Origin of the sequence: Streptomyces sclerotialus (assembly GCF_040907265.1) — a bacterium.
Classification (GTDB): Bacteria; Actinomycetota; Actinomycetes; order Streptomycetales; family Streptomycetaceae; genus Streptomyces; species Streptomyces sclerotialus.
The window spans coordinates 6,571,144-6,593,775 of the sequence record NZ_JBFOHP010000002.1 but is presented as its reverse complement, the minus strand read 5'-3'; the positions used below and the strand labels follow the sequence as shown (position 1 = coordinate 6,593,775).

Sequence of the window (22,632 nt, the reverse complement as noted above, 5' to 3'; positions counted from 1 at the left end):
GAAGAGCATGCTGGGCAGGGTTGGAGTACGGCCCGCTGAGGTCGACAACCATCCGTGGGCCGAAGTCGTCGACGCGGTCGCCGAGTTCGAAGACCTCGGTTACGGCACGGTGTGGACGGCCGAAGGGTTCGGACGGGACGCGCCGACCCAGGCGGCACTGCTGCTGTCCGCGACGTCACGGATCACCGTGGCCAGCGGCGTCGCCAACATCTACCGGCACAACCCGTACACCTTGGCGCAGGCGCACCGCACGCTGACCGAGGCCTTCCCGGACCGGTACCTGCTCGGCCTCGGGGTGGGCGTGCCGCATCTGGCCGAAATGGTGGGCGGGACGTGGGGCCCGCCCGGTGTGATGATGCGTGACTTCCTCGACCGGATGGACGCGGCGATGTACGCGGCCACCCCGCCGCGGACCGAACTCAGAACGGTCCTCGGCGCGGTGGGCCCGAGAATGCTCGCGCTCGCCGGGGAACGTACCTGGGGAGCGCACCCGTACTTCCTGCCGGCCGAACACACCGCTTACGCGCGGGAGATCCTCGGCCCGGACAAGGTCCTCGCCGTACAACAAGGCGTCGTGCTGAACTCGGACGGAGCAGCCGCACGCGAGACCGCCAGGGAGAACGTGCGGTACTGGATCGAGCACAGCTCCCAGCTGCCGTCCCGCTGGCACGCGGTGCGTGACCTGCTCGGCTTCACCGAGGACGACCTGCTCGACGGTGGCAGTGACCGGCTCGTGCACGCGATGGTCGCCCACGGTGACGTCGGTGCTGTCGCCCGACGGGTACAGCAGCAGTTCGACGCCGGCGCCGACCACGTCTGCATAGAGATCCTCTCCGCCCCGGGGGCCGAGCCCACCCTGGCCAGGAAGCAGTACGCGGAGCTCGCCGCCGCTCTGGTGTGAGCGCGCTCGTCGGTGGTCATCGGGGTGCGGACCCCGATGACCACCGACGAGGGATCATGCCGGGGCCCCGACTTCGGCGGGGTGGTCGGGAACGGTCCCGGACCTGCGGGGCAACGCGGCGGCGACGAGCACGGCGAACAGTCCGACGAGGACGCTGATGATCAGCATCGTCGTCACGGCGGACCACGTCGGAAGGGTGGTCGACGGGATCACGTCGCTGGCCAGCGTGGCGCCGCCGACCTGCGCGCCGAGGCTTCCGCCGACGGCGCGGACGACGAACATCAGCCCGGTCACGCTCGTCACCCTGGCAGCCGGGACCGCCGTCACGACGAGGTTCATCGCCTGCGTCAGCCCGAGCCCGATGCCCAGGCCCATCAGCGCCGACGAGGTGATGAGCAGGCCGAGTGACGGCCGGTCGAGCAGCAGCACTCCCGGCGCGCCCAGGATCGGCACGCACGACAACACCATGAGCGCCTTCGCGCCGACCAGACGTTCCAGCGGACGGACGACGAACGCGCTGACGCCGGCGAGCACACCGGACGGCACCAGGATCCAGCCTGTCACGGTCGCGTCGGACGCGAGCCCGTAACCGGTCGCGGTGGGAGCCGCGGTGATCGTCGGGAGGGCGGTGTACGTGGCGAAGACGGCCCAGCCGACGGCGAACGAAACGGCACAGACGACGAAGACGGTCCGCCCGCGCACCCGCAGATCGATCAGCGGATTCGCCAGCCGCCGCTGCGTCATGACGAAGGCGGCGAGCAGCACCGCCGCGCCGGCTGCCGTGGCGATGAACCCGCCGGAAGCCCAGCCCCACGTCGGGGCGAGCGTCAGACCGGTCAGCAGCACCAGCAGGCCGCCGCTGAGCAGTCCGGCGCCCAGCCAGTCCACGCTGCCGCGTGTCGTGGCCACGGTCGCCGGAAGCGCCGGGAAGGCCAGGCCGATCAGGGCGACCAGGAGGACGAACGGCAGCCAGAAGAGCCAGCGGTACGACATCACGGACGTCAGGGGGCCGGCCAGCAGCGGACCCGCGACGACACCCAGCGACGAGGTCCCGATGATCAGTGCGTTGCCGCTCTTGACCCGGTCCTCCGGCAGGGCCTCGCGCATCAGGCCGATCGACAACGGCGTGAGTCCCAGTCCCGCGCCCTGCATCATCTGGCCGATCGCCAGCACGGGCACGTTCGTCGCCAGCCCGGCCAGTGCGGTGCCGAGCGCAACGACCGCCAGAACGATGAGGAACAGTTTCTTCTTGTCGTAGAGGTCACCGAGGCGGCCGATCAGCGGGGTGCACACGGCCCCCGACAGCAGCAGTCCCGTGAACACCCAGGCGATGGACGACGACGTACCACCGACGCCCGCCTGGATGAGCGGGAGCGCCGGTGCGAGCATCGCTTCGAGCGTGCTGTAGACGAACGTGACACCACCGACGACGATGAGCATCGGCATGAGGACTCCGTAGGGGATCAGGCCGGGACGGCTTCGACGACCGACGCGGCTCCTGCGGTGGGCACCACGCGGCGCAGTGCGAACCCCGCAGTGGCGAGCAGCCGGCGGTACTCCTCGGCCGTGCGGTGCCTGCCGCCGAACTCCAGGAGCAGGTCCAGGTCCACGACCTTGCCGAGATGCGGCGAGTTGTCATCCGGCAGGACCAGTGCCACCAGCAGCAGTTCGCCGTTCTCGCCGATGGACGCCCGCACCGAGCGCAGGATGTCCACCGCCTTGTCCTCCGGCCAGTCGTGCAGGACGTGCTTCAGTATGTAGGCGTCCCCGCCGGTCGGCACGGCGTCGAAGAAGGACCCGCTGTGGATGGTGCAGCGGTCGGCCACTCCCGCTTCCGCCAGCACCGGCGGTGCGCTCGCGGTGACCGACTCGATGTCCAGCAGTACGCCGTTGGCGTCCGGCGTGGCCTGCAGGATCGCGGCCAGCAGCCGTCCCTGCCCGCCGCCGACGTCCACGATCGTGCGGAACCGGCTGAAGTCGTACGCCTCCAGGATGGTGGGGATCTCGATGCTGGAGCTGAACGTCATCGCCTGGTTGAACAGGTCGGCGTACTCCTCGTCACGGGCCAGGTACTCGAACACTCGCATGCCGCGCAGTTTCCAGAACGCCGGCTCACCGGTGACGACCGAGTGGGTCAGCCGGCCCCAGGTCTCCCACGTGATGGGATGGCCGGCCATCAGCACCAGGGCACGCACGGAGTTCGGTGCGTCGGAGCGCAGTGCGTCGGCCATCGGTGTGAGGGTGAAGCGTTTGCCCGGCTCTTCGGCGAAGATCGCCCGCGTGGTGAGGGCGCGGAGCAGACGGTAGACGCCGTCCGGGTCCGCCTCGACCTTGGCGGCGATCTCTTCGGCGGTCCTGGGGCCTTCGGCGAGCACGTCCGCGATCCCGAGTTTCGCGGCGGTGTAGATGGCTTGCGCGGTACAGCCTCCGACCACCATCTCCATGAGGTCGTCGGTGGGACTCTGGGTTTCGACGTCACCGGGCATACGCACTCCTTGCGGGTGTGGGCTCGTGTCCGTTCCGAGACGTCAAACTAACGAGCCGTACCGGTAGCGGGCGGACACGCCGAAGAGCTGCCGACACCGCCACTGCCGCAGGTCAGCCCCCGTCTGCTGCCGTGGTGCTGTTTCGCTACGGAAGCCGGAACCCGCGCGGCCGCCGCAGGGCGTGCGGCGGCCGCGCGGGTTCCCCGGTGCCGGTACCGGTCAGCCGTGCCGGGTCACCTGCCGTGCTCCCCCTTCCCGGTGCTGAGCTGCTCGGCCAGGCGCCGCAGTTCGGCCTCGTCGAGTGCGGCATGCGCACCGAACTCGCGGGCGAGCGCGGCCCGCAGCCGCTCACTGACGGAAGCCTCCGCCGGGTCGGCGACCGTGACCACCACGCGGCCGATGAGGGCCCGGTCCTCCTTGAGCGCGTAGGCCTCGGCAACCCGGTCGAACGGCAGGACGTGGGTGACGGTGGGGGTGACCTTGCCGGAAGCGAGGTGCTCGGCGGCGACACGGAGCACTTCGTCCCGGCGGTCCGCGTGCCGCAGGAAGAACTTCTTGGTGTTGAAGCTGTGGAAGCTCTGGTTGTCGACGAGCCGTGACAGGTCCGGCCCGGAGGATGCCTGGAGCCCGAACACCGCGATCTCGACGTACCGGCCGTCCGGGGCGAGGACGTCGATGCCCTGCTGCGCGGCACCGTCTCCGAGGGTGTTCACCACGACGTCGACGCCCGCACCGTCCGTGCGCCGCAGCACTTCGCCGACCACGTCGGCGCGGCGGTGGTCGATGGCGTCCCGCACCCCGAGCCCGGCCAGGTGGGCGATCTTGTGCTCACCGCCCGCCGTGGCGATGACCTCGGCACCCGCGAGCCCGGCCAGCTGCACCGCGATCAGACCGGTGGTGCCGGTGGCCGCGGGGATGAGCACCCGCTCGCCGGCCCGCACCCCTGCCCGCTCGAACGCCAGGTACATGGCCAGGAACGGGACCAGGAAGCCGCACGCCTCCTCATGGCTCACGTGCGGGGGCTTGGCCACTGCGAAGTCCTCACCGGTCACCACCACCGAGGCCTGGCCCCCCATCTCGGGCCGGGTCAGGGCGATCACCTCGTCCCCGGGGGAGAACCGGGTCACCCCCGGCCCGACCCTGCGGACCACCCCCGACACCTCCACGCCGGGGGTGAAGGGGAAGTCCGGCATCATCGGGTAGAGCCCCTTGGCGAGCAGGAAGTCCGAGAAGTTGATCGGGAACGCCCTGACCTGGACCTCGATCTCACCCCGGCCGGGCGCCACCGGCTCGATCGGCACGATCCGCAGATGCTGCGGGCTGCCGGGCCGCTCGAACCGGACGGCTCGGAACCCCGCGGGCGCGCCCTGCGCAGGGGTGGGGCCGGGGCCGGGCACCGCGTCCGGTACGGGGGCGGGCGCGGTCTCCCGCGTGCTCCGCTCCGGCCGGGGGCGCGGCGCGGGCTCCGGAGCGACGCGGTTGCCGTACTCCTCGACGATGTGCGCCGTGAGCGCGTCGACCGACGGATGCTCGAAGACCACGATCGTCTTCAGCACGACGCCGAGGGCGTCGTTGAGCTGGTTGGTCAGCTCGACGGCGACGATCGAGTCGATGCCGAGGTCGGACAGCGGGAAGTCCGGCCGGACCTCGCTGACCGGCAGGCCCAGGCATCCGGCCACCCTTTCGGTGATGAGCGCGCGGACCTCCTCGTCGCTGCGTCCTCCTGGTGCCACGGACCCGGCGGAGCGAGCGGCGGCGGCCACGGCGCCGGCCGTGCGGGACTCGGCGGACGCGGGCTCCGCGGACGTGCGTCCAGCGGACGCGGGCTCTGTGGTCGCGGCCCGGCGCACCGGGCGAACGGCTGCCGCCGGGTGCTCCCCGGCGGTAGCGACGATCACCCGTTGCGGGAGGGCCCCCGGCCCGGCCGGCGTGCCGAGGACGGCCACGTCCCGGAAGCCCGCCCACTCCAGCCGGTCGCGCCACATGTGCGGGTCCAGCAGGGGCGAACCGGGGAGCCTGCGATGGGCGTCGTCGAACCGCCACCAGCCGTCCAGCAGGCCGAACGTCACGGTGTGGAACGGCTGTACGGCGGTCACCTCGCTCAGCACCAGCCGCCCGCCCGGAGCGACCAGGCCCCGCACCTCCTCCAGCACGGCGTCCAGGTCACGGGTGGCGTGCAGGACGTTCCCCGCCACCACCACGTCGTACCGCTCCCCGGCGAACCCCTGCGCGTCGGCGGGGCGCTCGATGTCCAGGACCCGGAACCGCACACCCGGCCGTTCCAGCCGGGCCCGGGCCTGCCGGAGGAGGCCCGCGGAGACGTCGGAGACGTCGTACTCCACCGCCGTGCCCGCCTCGGCCAGCGCGGACAGCACGGCCTCGGTGGTACTGCCCGTCCCCGCGCCGATCTCCAGCACCCGCAAGCTGTCCCCGGCCTGGGCGATGACCTGCCCGGCGACCAGCGCGTTGCAGTGGTCGACGAGCGACTCGCCCCGGTAGACGGCGGTGACCAGGTCCGCGGACCCACCGGGGAACAGCACCTCGGTGGCCTCCCGGGCGCCGGTGAGCACTTCGGGCATGGCGTCGAGACAGCGCACCACCAGGTCCAGCCGGGCGCCGAGGTTCGGGAACCGGGCGCGGAGCGGCGCCGGGTCGGGCGGCGCGGGCCGCGCGGCCGTCACCGGGACGGTCACCGCTCCCCCGTCCTGTACGAGGTGGCCGCTGCGCACCATGAGGTGCACCAGCGCCGTGACCAGCCGCCGGTACCGGGGCAGTGCGCCGAGCAGGTCCGGCAGGTCCTCGACCCGGTACCGCTCGTGGGGGCGGGCGAACAGGCCGAGCCCGCCCATGGCATGCGAGAGGGCTTCCCCGATGAAGGCGTCCAGCGCCTCCCGTTCGGCGGGGTCCCCGTCATGAGCGGGAACCGGAGGAGCCGCGGGGGCCACCGGGCCGCGCTCGACACCGATCGCGGCAAGTACCGGCTCGTCCGCGCGCAGCGCCACCACTCCGCGCTCGCCGCAGGCCAGTACACGCTCGATCGCGTCGATGCCGTCCTCCGGTTCGATCGGCCGGTATCCCCTGGCGCTGAGGCTCTCGTGGTGGTCGGCGACCCGGCCGACCCGCGCCCACGGACCGAACCCGATGAACTGCACGGGGAAGGGCAATGACGTGGCGAGCCGGTGTGCGTGGGCGTCCTGAGCGGTGGAGGCGGCGGCGTAGTTGGCCTGTCCCGCCGCACCGGTGAACGACTGCACCGAGGACAGCACCAGAAGGAAGTCCAGCGGATCGGCCGCGAACACCTCACCGAGCACGCGCGTCCCGTCGGTCTTGGGGGCGAGGACGGCGTCGAACGCCTCGTCACTCAGCCGCTCCACGATCCCGTCGCGCAGCACCATCGCCGCGTGCACCACTCCGTGCAGCGGGCCGTGCGTGCGCGCCTTGGCCGCCACCGCGCGCATCGCGTCCAGGTCGGTGACGTCCGCCTGGTGGTACGTGCCCCGCCCGCCCAGCCGGGCCAGCCGGGCCAGCGCCCGGTCGATCCGTTCGTCCTGCGGGCGGCGTCCGACGAGGAAGATCCGGGCGGAGACGGTCTTCGCGAGGTGTTCCGCGAGAGCGAGGCCGATGCCGCCCGCCCCGCCGACGATCAGGTAACTGCCGCCGTCCCGGAACACCTGCCGCGCGGGCGGTGGCAGCTGGACCGGGCGCAGCCCGCGGACCAGCCGACGGCCGCCCAGGAGAGCGACCTCCCGGTTGTCCTGGTGAGCGGGTTCCGCCAGCAGCGCGTCGGCGGCCTGCTCAGCGCTCATCGCCGGGTCCGCGAGATCGACGCAGCTCACCCCGGCCCGCGGGTACTCCTTGGCGAGGGCCTTGCTCATCCCGGTCAGCTCAGCGGCGGTCGGGTCGGTGACCCGCCTGCCCCACACGTCCTGTGCGCCGGAGGTGACCGAGCGGATGGACCGCACCTGCTGGATCATGTCGGCCTCGGCAAGTCCGCGGACCAGCCGGAACAGTGCCTTCGCGCCCTCACCGGCGCCGGCCGCCAGGGCCAGGAACCACAGATGCCGCACCTCCCCGAGCCCGCGCAGGCGGTCCGCCAGGCCAGGGCGGGCGATCTCCGCCACGCTGAGCAGGCGCACCGGGTCCTCATGGCGAGCGGCCAGCGCGTCGGCCAGTTCGGCCGAACCGGCCGAGTGGACGATCAGGGCAGACCCGTGCACCGGCTCGGCGGGCGCCGCCTCGGCACGCCGCCAACAGGGCCGGTAGAACAGGCCGTGCCGCTCCGCGCGCACGACGACCTCGCGCAACAGCACGCACGGACGGCCGGTCCCGTCCAGCACCGTCACATCGTGCCCGCCCGCACCCCGTGCGCGCACGTGCACGTATCCCGTGGCCGGCGCCGGGGCCAGCAGCTCGACCGACTCGGCCGCGAACGGCAGCCGGGTGGTGCCCGGCTCCGCGCCCGTGAGCACGGTGACGGCCTGCAGCGCGGCGTCCAGGACGGTCGGGTGGAAGGTCATGCGGTACGGCACGGGGGCCTCGGCGGTGAACCGGGCCAGCAGCTCCCCCTCACCGACGGCCGCGTGCTGCAGTCCGCGGAACAGCTCGCCGTAGACGATGCCGATCTCTTCGAAGGTGCGGTAGATCTCCTCCCGGCCGTGCTCCTCGGCACACCTGCGCCGGACGGCGTCCAGGTCGTACGGCGCGGGTGGTTCCGCGGCACCGCCGCCGGGCACCCACAGTCCGGTGCTGTACGTGGTGCCGTCGGCCGTACGGAGCTCGTGGGCGATGCCTCCGTCCCGCTCGGTGAGACGGATCAGCACCTCGCATCCCTCGTCGGGCACCACCAGCGGACGCAGCCAGGCCATCCGGGTCAACCGGCGTGGCCCGCCACGGTGTGCGGCCAGCGCGGCAGCGGCCAGCTCGGCCTGCACGACGCCGGCGAGCACGGGCGAGCCGTGCACCCGGTGTTCGTCGACGAGGCGGTCCCCGCGGCGCAGACGGGTGCGGTAGACCGTGCCGTCGCCGTCCGGCGTGCCCGGCCCGTCCACCAGCGGGCGCGGTCCGGGCCCGGTCGACCCCGGTACCCAGTAGCGGTCGCGGGCGAACGGATACGTGGGCAGGCTGAGCCGCCTCGGGGACCGCCCCGCGTGCAGAGCCGTCCAGTCGGGCACGGCCCCGGCGACCCATCCCTCGGCCAGCTCGTCCGGGCCGCCCACGACGGCGGGTCCACGACCGCCTTCGGCCACGCCCACCCGGGTGTGCGGCCCTGGCACGCCGGTGGCGGCGAACGCCGCCAGTTCGTCGGCGAGTTCGGCTGCCGATCCGGTGACCACGGCAAGGCGGTGCGCCATCGGTTCACGGCCGTGCTGGAGCGTGTACGCGATGTCGGCGAGCCGGCCCGCCGGGGAGGGCGCGTCCTGGTCGCCCGGTGCCGTCTCCGTGGCCAGCTCGGCCACCGTCCTGGCGGGCAGCGTGTCCGGATGCCCGCCGGGCAGGCCTGCCGCATCCAGCCGGCCGGCGAGCAGACGGGCTTGGTGCCTGGTCATTCCTAGGTCGGCCAGCGGTTCGTCGTACGGCACCTCTTCCGGGTCCACGCCGAGGACGGCAGCGACCTCGGCGACCAGCTCCGGACCCGGCTCCGCCGGCTTCGGCCCGGCCTGGTCATGCGGTCGTACCGCCTCCGCGAGGAGGGCGGCGTACGCGCGCAGTCGTTCCTCGCCCTGGGCGGAGAGTACGAACACCTGCTTGCCGGACGGGGCGGGCCCGGCCTCGGGAGCGACGTACTCCTCCAGGAGCACGTGCCCGTTGACCCCGCCGAAGCCGAAGGAGCTGACCCCCGCGCGACGGGGCAGTCGGGTGCCGTCGGCGGCCTTCGGCCGGGGCCAGGGCATGGTGCGGTCCACAATGGACAGCGGGGAGCCGTCGAGCCGGATCTGCCGGTTCACCTCGTCCAGGTGCAGGTTCCCGGGTATACGGCCGTGTTTCATGGCCAGCACCACTTTGAAGATCCCGGCCAGTCCGGCGGCCGCTTCGAGGTGGCCGATGTTCGACTTGACCGAGCCGATGAGCGTGGTCGGTTCGGTGAGCCGCGGCAGCCCGGCACGGTCGCGCAGCTCGGTGAAGGCCCGCTTCACCCCGTTGACCTCGATCGGGTCACCGAGCGCCGTGCCGGTGCCGTGGAGCTCCAGGTATCCGACGGTGGCCGGATCGGCGTCCGCCTCCTCGAAGGCGCGCACGATGAGGTCCGCCTGCGCGTTCGGGTTGGGCGTGGTCAGGGTGTTGACCTTGCCGCCGTGGTTGACGGCGCTGCCCCGGATGACCGCGTGGATGTGGTCGCCGTCCCGCTCCGCCTGCGCAAGCGGCTTGAGCAGCAGGGCGCCCACCCCTTCCGCCCGCACGTACCCGTCGGCTCCCGCGTCGAAGGTGCGGCAGCGGCCGGTGGGGCTGAGCATGCCCGCGCGCGCGAACGAGATGAAGACGGTCGGTGACAGCAGCAGGTTGACCCCGCCGACGAGCGCGGTGTCGCAACTGCCAGCACGGATCGATTCCACCGCGGAGCGCAGCGCCACCAGCGAACTGGAGCATGCGGTGTCGATGGGGAAGCTCGGTCCGGTGAGGCCGAGCAGGTACGACACCCGGTTGGCGAGAATGGCGTGGAACATGCCCGTGGTGGTGAACGCCTCGACCGGCACCCCTGCCTCGCACAGCAGGTCGTAGTAGTCGTGGCCGGCGGCGCCGACGAACAGGCCGGTGCGGCCCTTCGCCAGGTCGGACGGACGGTAGCCCGCCTCCTCCACCGTCTTGTACGCGGTCTCCAGGAACAGCCGCTGCTGCGGGTCCATCAACTCGGCCTCGCGTGGCGAGATGCCGAAGAACCGGGCGTCGAACCGGTCCACCTGGGGAACGAAGCCGCCCCACCGGCTGTTCGTCCGGCCCGGACCGGCGGTGGAGTGGTAGTAGTCGCGCCAGTCCCACCGGTCGGCGGGGATTTCGGTGACCATGTCGTGTCCGGCATCCAGATGGCGCCAGAACTCGGACAGGTCGGAGCTGCCCGGCAGCATGCCGTGCATGCCGATGATCGCGATCGGTTCGGTCCCGGACGGGCGGGCGGGGGGTTCATGGACCGTGACCGTGGTCGCCGCCGGACCGGGGGCCGGCCGGCGGGCCGGGGTGAGCCGGGCCGCCAGTTCCGCCGAGTAGGTACCGGCCAGATGGCGGGCGACGTCCTCCACCGTCGTGTACTCGAAGAACAGCGCCGGGGTGAGGTCCACTCCGAGCCGCTCCACCAGCCGGTTGGCCAGCGTGGTGAAGGACAGCGAGTCGAAGCCGTAGTCCCCGATCGGCCGTTCCCGGTCGATCCGCGACGGATCGAGCTTGGTGATGGCCGCCACCTCCGTGACGAGCACCTCCGCGACGGCGGCGGCGAAGTCGCCGGAGTCGTCCTCCGCCGCTCCGGCCCGCTCCCCGGGACCGGCCGCGGGCACCACCGCGGGCACGGATGACACGGCGGTGGCGGGCCCGGCCGTCCCGCCGAGTGCGCGCGCCAGTACGGCTCCGTCACCCGGAGCGACCAGAAGCTGCCGGTCCTCGCCGGCGAGCACCGAGGCCAGTGCTGCCAGTCCCGTGCCGGTGGCGAGCGGGTGCAGTCCGAACGCCACCCGCAGCGCCTCGGCGGCCTCGGCGTCCACCCCCATCCCGCCGTCGGCCCACAGCGGCCAGCCGACCGAGACGGTCCGGCCGGGGCGCTGCTCGGCGAAGGCGTCGAGGAAGGCGTTGGCGTAGGCGTACCCCGCCTGTCCCGCACTGCCCACAGCGGCGGCCACGGAGGAGAACAGACAGAAGAAGTCCAGCTGGTGGTCTGCCACCGCCGCGTCGAGGTGCACGGCACCGAGCGCCTTCGCGGCGACGACGTCGCGCAGCCGCCCGGGATCCTGGTGCACCAGGTATCCGTCCCGCAGCACGCCGGCGCAGTGGAACACTCCGTGCGGCGCGCCGAACGCGGTCTCGGCCGCGCGCACCGCGGTGCGCGCGCCCTCAGCGGTGGACACGTCGGCGCGGACGTAACACGCCTGGCCGCCCGCTGCCCGCACCTGGTCGATGATCCTGGTGACGCGCTCGTCCTCGGCGGAGCGGCCGGCAAGCACCACCCGGGCACCGGCGGTCTCCGCGAGCCGGCGGGCGACATGGGCGCCCAGACCACCGGCACCGCCGGTGATCAGGTAGACACCACCGTTCCGCACCGCCGGGGCCGTCGCGGGCGCGGGAGTGTGACGCCGCCACCGCCGCACCGTACGGCTGCCGCCACGGTGGCGTACCTCGACGCCGTCAGCCGTACCGAGCGTCTCGGCCGCCAGTTGCTCCGGCGTGGCGCCGGCGACCAGCACGTGCGAGATACGGGGGCTTTCCCTGGTGAGCGTACGCAGGAAGCCCCCGAGGGCCTGGTACCCGGGCACGCCGTCCGGAACGGCGCACACCAGCCGCACGGGCCGCTTGTCACCGGAGCGCAGCATCGCCCGGACGAGGCGGGACAGCGGCAGCAGTCCGTCGGCCAGCTGTGCCTCCAGGTCGCCCTCCCCGGCCTGCGGCCATGCGAAGAGCACGGTGTCCACCGGTCCTGCCGCCGCCAGCAGGGCATCGAAGTCCGCGTCGGAGTCCGGGTGCGGCGCGAAGGGACCCGCTTCCGTGCCGTCCTCCGGGCGGGGCACCGCCACGGACGAGGTCACCGGCGCTCCGGCCTGCCGGGACAGCTCACCGGTCAGCCGCGCGCCCGCGTGGTCCGTGGGCGCCAGGACCAGCACGGAATCCGGGACGGTGGTCGCGCCCAGCTCCTCCTCGGTCCATTCGGGGCGGAAGCAGGACCACGTCTCTCCGCCGGTCCAGGGACGGACCCAGAAGTCCAGCGCCCGCAGCACGGTACGGCCGGACTCGTCGGCGAGGTGCACCTCCAGCTTGCAGCCCTCGGCGGCCGCCTTGCGCACCACCACGTGCGCCACGGCGGTGGCGGGTACGTCCCCGAAGATCTCGATGGTGCCGATGCTGAACGGCAGGTACAACCGCTCGAACCGCTGCCCCAGCAGCCACAGCGAGGCCTGGAACGCGGAGTCGAGCAGGCCGGGGTGGAGCACGCAGCCGTGGCCGCCGGCCGGCAGGCGGAGTTCGGACAGCGCCTCGTCACCGTTCCAGTGCAGCCGCTCGACGCCCTGGTAGAAGGGCCCGAGGTCGAGGCCGCGCTCGCGGACCGCGGAGTAGAGGCGTTCCCCGCTCGCCGTCTCCGTGCACCGGGCCCGGATCGCCGGCACGTCCAGGGGCGGCAGGTCGTCGGCAGGCGCCGTCTCGACCTTGCCGGTGACGTGGGTGGCCCCCGGGCCGGTGACCTCGTAGTCGCCGTGGTCCCCGGCCCGTAGTGCCACCCGCAGGGTGCGGGGCTCCGGCACGGCGATCGGCGTCGACCACACGTTGTTGCGCAGCCGGACCACGCGGCCTGCGCCCGGCTCGGCGTGCGCCGCTGCGCGGACCAGTTCCACGCAGCCCGCGGCGGGGAAGACCGGGGTCCCGTCCACCTTGTGCTGCGCCAGCACGCCCTCGTCCCCGGTGAACTCGACGGTGACGCCGTCCTCCGACCGTTCACGTACCCAGGGGTGTGCGGTCTGCGGTGCCGCAGGCGGGGCGCTCAGGGGCGCTGCCGTCGCCACGCGGGGTGTCTCGGGCAGCCGGCAGCGCTCCCGCGCGAACGGGTAGCCGGGCAGCCGCACGTGCGGCGCCGGGCCGTCGTGCAGCGACTCCCACGGCACGTCGGCACCCGCCGCCCACGCTCCGGCCACCGCGGCCCAGTCGCGCCGGGCGAGCGCCTCGGGCAGCCGCGCCAGCAAGCGCGTACGGGCGTCGCGGTCCCGTACGGTGGTCCAGTGGTCGCCCGCCGGCTCCCGGCCCGCGGCGAAGGCGGCGAGCCGGTCCGCGAGTGCCGACGGATCGCCGACCAGGAGAGCCAGCCGCTCGGACTGCGGCTCGCGGCGCACCTGAAGCTGGTAGGCGATCTCGGACACGCGCAGCTCGTCCGCACGGGCCCGGATCGCCTCGGACAGGTTGGCGCAGTGCTCGGCGAGCCGTGCACGGTCGTCCGCGGAGACCACGACCAGGTGCTCGCCGTGCTCGGTGCCGCGCGGGTGCTCCTGGCGCGGTGCCTCCTCCACGACCACGTGCGCGTTGGCGCCGCCCGCCCCGAAGGCGCTGATGCCCGCGCGCCGGGGCAGACCGCGCCCGGCCGCGCGGGGCCAGTCGGCCACCTCGTGCTGGACGGTGAACGGCGTGGCGGAGAAGTCGATACGCGGGTTCGGCTCCGCACTGTGCAGAGAGGGCACGAGGGTGCCGGACTCCATCTGCAGGAGCACCTTGGTCAGTCCCGCCATGCCCGCCGCCGACTCGAGATGCCCGACGTTGGTCTTCACCGAACCGATCGCGCAGCTCCCCGCCGGTACCCCGGCGAAGGCCCGGGTGAGCCCCGTGATCTCGACCGGGTCGCCGAGGGCGGTGCCGGTGCCGTGCGCCTCGACGTATCCGACGGTGGCCGGTTCGACCCCGGCGTCCGCGAGCGCGGCGGAGACGACCTCGGCCTGCGCGGCCGGGCTGGGCACGGTGTACCCGGTGGTGCGGCCGCCGTGGCCGACCGCGCTGCCCTTGATCACTCCACGGATCGGGTCGCCGTCCGCGAGGGCGGCACGCAGCGGCTTGAGCAGCGCCGCGCCCACTCCCTCACCGGGCACGAACCCGTCCGCTCCGGCGCCGAAGGTATGGCAACGGCCGGTACGTGACAGCATCTGGAGGCTGCACAGCCAGTCGTACTTGGCCGGGTGGAGGTAGAGGTTGACGCCGCCGACGAGAGCCATCCGGCACTCTCCGCGTGCCATGCTGCGCGCCGCGAGGTGGATGGCCGTCAGCGAGGACGCGCAGGCGGTGTCCACCGGCATGCTGGGCCCGTGCAGGTCGAGCCAGTAGGAAACCCGGTTGGCGACGGACCACTGCGGCGACGGCGGCACCACCGGATTGCCGGCGCGCTGCTGGTCCGGCCCCCACAGCAGGTGCGTCTGCGTGGTGACACCGACGAACACGCCCACCGAGCGCGCGCCCGGCACCTCCGGGTCGCCGAGGCGGCGCGGTGGGTACCCGGCGTCCTCGAACGCGTGCCACGCGGTCTGGAGGAAAAGACGTTCCTGCGGGTCCATCAGCTCCGCCTCGCGCGGGGAGATGTTGAAGAACAGCGGGTCGAACGCGTCGACGTCGTCGAGGAACGCGCCCGACTCGCAGTAGGTCTCGGGGCCGGGGGTCCAGCGGGACCGTGGTATCCCGGTCACGCAGTCGCGGCCCCGCAGCAGATTGCGCCAGAAGGCGTCCAGGTCCGGGGCTTCGGGATAGCGCCCGGCGAGCCCGATGACCGCCACGTCACCGTCCGCCACGTCACCGTCCGCCACGTCACCGTCCGCCAGACCGGCGGCACCGGGCACCGTCACGCCGGCGCCGGGGCGCTCGGCCGCTGGACGGTCGTCGGTGACGCGGACGGCCGGGGACTCCGGCGTGGTGGCGGCTGCGCCGTAGTGGGCGGTCAGTTCCGCCGGGCGCAGCTGCGCGATCCGTTCCGCGGCGGCTCCGAGCGTGCGGCTCTCGAAGAGCAGCGTCTCGCCGACGGAGCCGATCCGCGCCTCGGTCCGGGCGTTGAACTCGCTGATCACGATGGAGTCCAGTCCGTACTTGTCCAGCGTCAGGTCCAGGTCCACGTCCTCGGCGGGGACCCCACGCAGCTCCCCGATGACGTCGGCCACGTGCTCCTTGGCCCAGGCGACCAGCTGGTCCTGGTCGGCCTCCGGTGCCGGGGCGGTGTTCCGCTCCGCCGGTTCACCGGCCGGGGTGACCGGGCCCGGGGCGGGGTCGAGCAGCTCGGGCACCCGGTGCGGGACGCCGTGGACGAACGACCGGGCGCCGGTGGCACCCGCGAGCAGGCGGTCGAGTACCGCCAGTGCGGTGGCGGTCGGCATGGGCAGCACCCCCGCCTCGGGGCTGAGCACGCCCCGGTCCGTGACGGTCATGCCTCCGTCGCGCCATACCGGCCAGCCGATCGACAGGGTACGCCCGGACCGTTCTCCCACGGTTCGCAGTGCTTCCCGCACTTCGGCGAACTGGTCCAGGAAGGCGTTGGCGGCCGCGTAGTCGGCCTGTCCCGGGTTGCCGACCGCGGCGACCATCGACGAGAACAGCACGAACAGTTCCAGCGGCTCGTCCCGGGTGGCCTGGTCCAGGTTGACCGCGCCGAGCACCTTCGGTGCGAACACCGCGCGCAGGTCTGCGGAGGACTTCTGCGCCAGGTACCCGTCCCGCAGCACACCGGCGGCGTGCAGGACCCCGGTCAGCGTGCCGAAGCGCTCACGTACCCGGCCGACCACCTCGCGCGCCTCGGTGGGGTCCGACACGTCTGCCTGGAAGTAGGCCAGCCGGTCCGGCCCGCGATCCCCGGAATCCGGCGAACGGCCCACGACGGCGACCCGCACCCCCGGTACGGCCAGCAGATGCTCGGCGACCAGCCGGCCGAGGCCGCCGGTGCCGCCGGTGAGCAGGTAGACACCGCCGGGGCGGACGCCCGGAGCTCCGGGGGTGGCGGGAGCGGCCGGCCGGGCGGGGACGTAGCGGCGGGTGAGCCGGCCGCCCGCCGCGTGCCGGACGAGCTCCGTGCCGTCCGACCGCCCGAGTTCCTCGGCGACGAGCTCCCAGGTGGCGCGGGCACCGAGGTCGCCGGGGACCGCGACCACGCGGAACGGTACGGTGTGGGTCTCCCGCGCCAGGCTCCTGGCGAGGCCGGTGAGGGCGGCCAGTTCGGGCGAGACCAGACCGCCCACCAGCGGGCCGACCGCGAGCACTCGCGTGCCCCGGCCGTACACCGCGTTCGCCACCCGCAGTGCCGCGACGGCCGTGTCGGTGGCGGACCCGGTGCAGCAGAGGACCACCGCATCGGGCGGCACGCCTTCGTCGAGGGTCCGACGCCACGCTCCGGGGTCGTCGTCCGGCAACGCCGCCATGTCGACGGTGCGTACCCGGCCGGGCAGGCACTCACCGGGGAGGTGCGTGCCGGCGGCACCGGACGGGACGAGCACCAGCACCGAGTCCACGGCGGGCGCGGGCACCCGCTCGGTGGTCTCCCACTCGGCACACAGCTCGACGACGCCTTCCTCCGCGGTCGCCTCCGCGGCGCCGGAGGCGACGGGTCCCGGCCCGCTCCCGTCGGCGGATTCCGGGGCGGCAGGCGCCGGCACTCCCCGTCCGGCCGGCGGGACCCGGTGCTCCACGCTGTCGAACCGCGTCGTGGGCAGGGGAACCTTGGCACCGGCGGTGGCCACCGGGTGGTCCGCCCAGCGCACCTCCACCCCGCGCCGCCACAGCTCCGTCAAGGGCTCGGTGAACGGGTCGGCACCGGAGGTGACCAGGACGTCGCCGACGCCCTCCCCCACGCCCACCACCGAGTGTCCGTCGGGCGCCGCCACGGCGGACCCGGGGAGCTCGGCGAACCGGGTCCAGGCATCGGCACCGGCCAGGTCGTCCGGCAGGCCGCTGAGCCGGCGCAGTGCCGGATAGCGGTCCTCGTCCGCCAGGTCGGCACGGTCGGGGTGACGGGGGGCGACGGCTTCGCCGGCCAGCAGGCCGAGCACGTCGCCCGGTTCGACCACGCCGTCGAGCAGCAGGTCCAGCAGTTCCACCGCGCTCGTGTCCGCCATGTGCCGGGTCAGTGGCAGGCCCCACTTGCGGTTCAGCCGGTCCGAGGCGTTCTGCGTGGCCAGGGCGACCACGAGCGGATCGGTGATCCGGTCCGGTTCCCGCGTCAGTTCGTCGTCCCGGCCACGCTCCCGCAGCGCCCGGCGCCAGTCCGCCAGGTTGTGCTGGTACGTCCGCTGGGCGTCCAGTCTGCTCGCCAGCTCCACCAGGCGGGTCAGCTCCGCGGTGTCCACCGCCGCCCCGCGCAGCCGAGCGAGATAAGCGGCATCCACCCTGAGCGGGGTGACCACTCGGCCGGTACCCGGCACGGCCAGCGGCAGCGAGGGGGCACGCAACGTGCCCTGTGCCGTTCCGCCCGCGGCCAGGTCGGCCGCGGTCCGCGGGTCCAGCGCCCCCAGCGCGGCCAGCGCCGGCCAGATGCCCGGCCCGCTCGCCAGCACCTGAGCCGGCCGCAGGCCGAAGCGCAGCAGCGCCGACGTCACCGCGGTGGTGTACGCGCACTGCTGCCGCGGACCTCCGTCGGCCGCACGCAGCATCTCGGCCAGCGGTGCGTCGATCACCTGGGAATACGTGTCCACGAACGCCTCGACGCCGTCGGGGACGTCCAGCAGGCCGACCCGCAGCGCCCAGGGACCGTCCGGCGCGGTCTCCGGCGCCTTCCCCGCCAGCAGGGCCGTGATGTCCTCGATCCCCGTGACCACGCCCCCGATCCGGTGCGGCAGATGCGTCCGGCCGACCGCGAGCGTGGTGCACATGTCCCCGACCGGGCTCCGCGGGCGGGTCCGCCGCCAGCTCTCGGTGAGCTTCTCCAGCGACGTCGCCGAGGCCGCGGACAGCAGGAACGGCAGGGGGCCTGCGGGCCCGGACGGGCGTTCGCCGGGCAGGTACTCCTCGACGACGAGGTGCGCGTTCACCCCGCCGAAGCCGAACGAGCTGACCCCGGCCAGCCGGGGCATCCCCGGAGCGGACGGGTGCCAGTCGGCGTTGTCCGAGGCCAGGCGGAACGGTGAGCCCTCCAGCCGGATGAGCGGGTTGAGCGTACGCATGTGCAGGTTGGGCACGATGCGGCGCTCGGACATCATCATGAGTACCTTGATCAGCCCCGCGACGCCTGCCGCGCCCTCCAGGTGCCCGATGCTGGACTTGACGGCGCCCAGCGTGCACCAGCCGGTGCCGCGCGAGGCCGGTGCGAACACCTGGCGCAGCGCCTCCACTTCGATCGGGTCGCCCAGTGACGTGCCGGTGCCGTGGGTCTCGACGAACGTGATGTCCGCCGGACTCACGCCCGCCCGCTCGATCGCCTCGGAGACCACCTCGCGCTGGGAGGCCACGGTGGGCGCGGTGATGGTGGCACGCTTGCGCCCGTGGTTGACGGCGCTGCCGCGGAGGACCCCGTAGACGTGGTCGCCGTCGCGTACGGCGTCGTCGAGCCTGCGCAGCAGCACCATGCCGACACCGTCGCCGGGCACGAACCCGTCGGCGTCCCGGTCGAAGGTGCGGCAGCGGCCGGTGGGACTGAGCATCTTGGACTTGGAGAATCCGATGTACTTCCACGGGTGCAGGTTCAGGTTCACGCCGCCCGCCAGCACGTGGTCCGCCTCGCCCGTGGCCAGCGCCTGCATCCCCAGGTGCACGGCCACCAGCGACGAGGCGCACGCGGCGTCCACCGCCAGACTGGCACCGCTCAGTCCGAACACCTGGGACAGCCGGTTGGCCAGCAGGCAGTCGTAGACGCCGAGGACCGAGTGACTCTCCACGGTGTGTCCGGGACTGGTCAGCTCGGCCATGTGGTCGCGTTCCATGTTGCCCACGTAGACCGAGGTGCGGGACGCGCCCAGCGCGGCGACCGTGGTGCCGGCGTCCTCCACACAGTGCTGGGTGACCTCCATCAGCAGCCGCTGCAGCGGATCCAGGAGACGGGCCTCACGCGGTGAGACGCCGAAGAACTCGTGGTCGAAGTCGTACGGGCGGTCGATCAGGCCACACCATTTGCTGACGGAGCGATCGGGAGCGCTCCGGTCCGGGTCGTACAGCTCGGAGGCGTCCCACCGGTCGGCAGGGATCTCGCGGACGGCGTCGATCCGCTCGGTGAGGTTGGTGAGGAACTCACGGTGATCGCTCGCTCCGGGGAGGCGGCATCCGATGCCGACGACCGCAATCCCTGCGTTCCGCGGCTGCTTGCTCATTGGCTCACTCCTGCGAGATGGTCGGCTGCGGCAGTCATCAGCCGGTCCGCGATGTGGTCGATGTGGCGGTCGGGCCAGCGCTCCAGGTCCGTACCGGCAACCCAGTCGTTGAAGGCGGCGAGTGCCGGTCCGCACTGGATCTGGAAGTCGACGCGGCGGTCCTCGTCGCCCTCGATCGCCAGGCGCTGGCTCTCCGCGAGGTACCAGCGGAACACCAGGGCCATCCGGTGGTGCGGATCGCGTTCGGCGCGCTCCGCCTCCCCCGGGTCGTGCGCTGCGAAGTACGCCCGGGTGTCACGCCAGACCTCTTCCAGCGGGCGGCGGAACCACCGCTGTTCGAGCATGTCGCGGGTCCGCTCGTCGAGCTCCTCCAGCGAGGCGTGCGCACGGTGGAGTTCGAGCAGCTTGCGTGCCCGTGCCGGGAAGAAGACACCGTGCCGCAGCACCTGGGTCTGCCCGCCCGTCTCAAAGGCCCCGGCACTCGGGACGTAGTCCGTGTCACCGGCCCCGAGGCGCTCCAGCATGTCCTTGGCCACGCCGCTGATCCCCGACTCGGCCGTGCACAGGTTCACCGACCCGGTGAGGACGAAGTCCGCACCGAGCAGGAACGCGGCGGCGACCGCCTCCGGCGTGCCGAGCCCGCCCGCTGCGCCCAGCCGCACTCGTTCCGCTCCGCGGCGCGCCCGCAGCCGCAGCGCCGTGGGGAGCAGCACCGTGAGCACACCACGGTCGGTGTGACCGCCGGAGTCCGCCTCCAGGCAGATGTCGTCGGCGGCAGGCAGGAGCGCGGCGAGCTCGGCCTGCTCCGCTGTGACCGCGCCCCTGCCGCGCAACGCGCGCACCAGCTTCTCCGGCACCGGACGCAGGAACGCCTCGACCGCCTCGGGCCTGGTGACCTTGGCCAGGACACGGTGGCGCGCCACCACCTCGCCGTCGGCTCCCCGGGCCAGGCCACGCAGCCGGTAGCGCGCGAGTGCCGGAGTGACATCGGTGGCACCCGACGCCTCCAGCACGCTCACTTCATGGGAGAGCAGCAGGTCCACCAGCCGCTCCGCGCCCGGTCCCGCCGGCAGGTTCACCCCGAAGGTGCGGTCGCCCACCTGGGACCGCAGCCGGCCCAGCGCCGCGTCGACCGCCTCCGGAGCCAGTCCCCCCGCGCCGTAGAAGGCGAGCAGTCCGGCTCGGGCGGCCCTGGCGACCATGGCCTCGGACGCGATGCCGCGGAACATGGACCCGCACACATAGGCGTGCCGGACCCCGTACTCGGCACGGAACCGGTCGCTGCCCAGGGCACGTCCCGGTGCGGAGGTACCGGTCGTGCCCGCCCCGCGGCCGCCGGTGACCGGCTTCCGCTCCGGTGGCGCCGCCGGGGCGGGCACGGTCGGTCCGGCCGCGCGGATCTTGTCCACCAACCTGGTGAGCACCGTCCCGGGGCCCACCTCCACGAGCTCGGGAACCCGCTGGGAGAGCAGATACCGCACGCTGTCCTCCCAGCGCACGGGCTGGACGAGCTGGGCCGTGAGTACGGGGCGGATGTCGCCGTCGGGGTACGGCGCACCGGTGGTGTTGGCGATCACCGGCAGCCGGGGCGCCCGCAGGTCCGCAGTCGCGAGGAAACCGGCGAAGTCCCGCGCGGCGGCCGCCATCCGGCGGGAGTGGAAGGCGCCGCTCACACGCAGCGGGACGTACCCGGTGGCACCGGCGGCCAGGAAGGCGGCCCTGGCGCCGAGCACCGCCTGGCGGGGGCCGGACACCACCACCTGACCGGCGCCGTTGAGGTTGGCGACGTCGACGGCGGACAGCTCGCCGTCCGACAGCACGCCTCGGACCTGGTCCTCGTCCAGCCCGACCACCGCGGCCATGGCACCCTCGGGCGCCGCGGCCATCAACGCGCCGCGCTTGCGCACCAGTCGCAGCCCGGTGCCGAAGTCGAAGGCGCCCGCCGCCCACAGAGCGGAGTACTCGCCGAGGCTGTGGCCCGCGAGGAACGCCGCCCGGTCACCGTGTTCGCGCTGCCAGGCGCGGTAGTGCAGCGCGTTGGCGACGAACAGCGCGGGCTGGGTGAACTCGGTACGGTCCAGCTCACCTCTCGGGTCGTCCCGGCAGAGCTCCTCGACCGAGTAGCCGAGGATGTCGTCCGCCTCCGCGACCAGGTCGGGGAACTCCTGGAACAGCCCGTCGGCCATTCCCCGCCGCTGGGAGCCCTGGCCGGGGAACAGCAACGCCACCGGCTCGACGGGCCGGCGGGCCGGGGCGGGGGCAGGGGCAGGGGCCGGGCGGCAGATCTCCCTGATTTTCGCCAGCGCCGTGTCGGGAGGCACGAAGGGGTGGAGCAGTGCCTCCGCCCGCGCTCCGGAGCCGGTACGGAAGGACTGCGCGGCGAAGTTCGCCAGCGTCGGGGACGGGCCGAGGTCGACGTAGCGCACCCCGTCGTGCTTCGCCTCCAGCGTCCGGATCGCTTCCTGGAAGCGGATCGGGCCGCGCACCGTGTTCCACATGTGCTCGGGCGTGACCCGGTCGGTGACCGCGCCGGTCGCGCAGGAGACCAGCTCCACCTTGGGGGCGCTCAGCGGGATGGCCGCCATCATCCGCTGATACGGCTCAGCCACCACATCCACCTGGGCGGAGTGGAAGGCGTAGCGCACCGGCAGGCGTTGACAGGCCGTGCCCTCGGCGCCCAGTGCCCGCTCGGCCGCGTCCAGCGCGTCGGGGGCGCCGGACACCACGAAGTGCCGCGCGTAGTTGACCGCCGCCAGCTCCAGCCCCCGCCAGCGGGGCAGTTCCGGGTCGAACCGGGTGACGTCGGTGAGCACGGCGAGCATACCGCCGGGCGGGCACAGGTCCTCGGTGAGCCGTACCTGGGCGGCGACCGCGCGGGTGAGGTCTTCGCGGTCCAGCACCCCCGCGGCGGCCGCGGCGGCGTACTCGCCCAGACTGGTGCCGAGTACGTAGTCCGGCGTGATGCCCTCGGCCAGCAGCACGTCCAGCAGGCCCAGTTCGACCATGAGGATCGCCGGGTGGGTGTGGGCGAAGCGGTCGAAGGGGTCGCGCAGCCCCCTGTCGGTGCGGTACAGCTCGTCCAGCTGCCCCGGCAGCCCGGCGTCGGCGAACATGGTGTCGAGCGACCGCAACGTGTGGTCGAACACCGGATGTGTCGCGCGCAGTTCCCTGCCCATGCCGTAGAACTGCGAGCCCTGCCCCGCGAACATGAACACCATCGGGTTCGCCACGGTGATTCCCTCCTCAGTGGTCAGGCGGACGACGACGTAGCAGCGGGCAGGCCGGCGTCCGGGCTCATCGTCGCGGA

General features: G+C 73.3%; 5 protein-coding genes. 1 reads left to right on the top strand and 4 read right to left on the bottom strand.

Annotation, left to right across the window (positions count from 1 at the left end):
* The first annotated feature begins 7 nt into the window (after positions 1 to 7).
* On the top strand, positions 8 to 901 hold the full coding sequence (locus AAC944_RS29005) for a TIGR03620 family F420-dependent LLM class oxidoreductase (protein ID WP_030613027.1): 894 nt from the start codon (positions 8 to 10) through the stop codon (positions 899 to 901).
* Positions 902 to 955: 54 nt separating this feature from the next.
* Here the strand turns inward: AAC944_RS29005 and AAC944_RS29000 are convergent, their stop codons facing one another.
* The 4 genes from AAC944_RS29000 to fabD form a co-directional block, all read right to left on the bottom strand.
* Positions 956 to 2,347, bottom strand: coding sequence for an MFS transporter (locus AAC944_RS29000; protein WP_051871647.1), 1,392 nt, complete (start codon positions 2,345 to 2,347; stop codon positions 956 to 958).
* A gap of 17 nt (positions 2,348 to 2,364) precedes the next feature.
* Positions 2,365 to 3,387: a methyltransferase gene (locus AAC944_RS28995; RefSeq protein WP_051871648.1), complete on the bottom strand. Its 1,023-nt coding sequence runs from the start codon at positions 3,385 to 3,387 to the stop codon at positions 2,365 to 2,367.
* A gap of 233 nt (positions 3,388 to 3,620) precedes the next feature.
* Entirely contained in the window at positions 3,621 to 19,325 is a 15,705-nt protein-coding gene (locus AAC944_RS28990; RefSeq protein ID WP_030613033.1) for an SDR family NAD(P)-dependent oxidoreductase, read from the bottom strand.
* Positions 19,322 to 22,555 (bottom strand): ACP S-malonyltransferase, encoded by a 3,234-nt coding sequence (gene fabD / locus AAC944_RS28985; protein ID WP_196942935.1) that lies wholly within the window; start codon positions 22,553 to 22,555, stop codon positions 19,322 to 19,324. Before fabD ends, AAC944_RS28990 begins: the two co-directional genes overlap by 4 nt.
* Between the last annotated feature and the right edge of the window lie 77 nt (positions 22,556 to 22,632).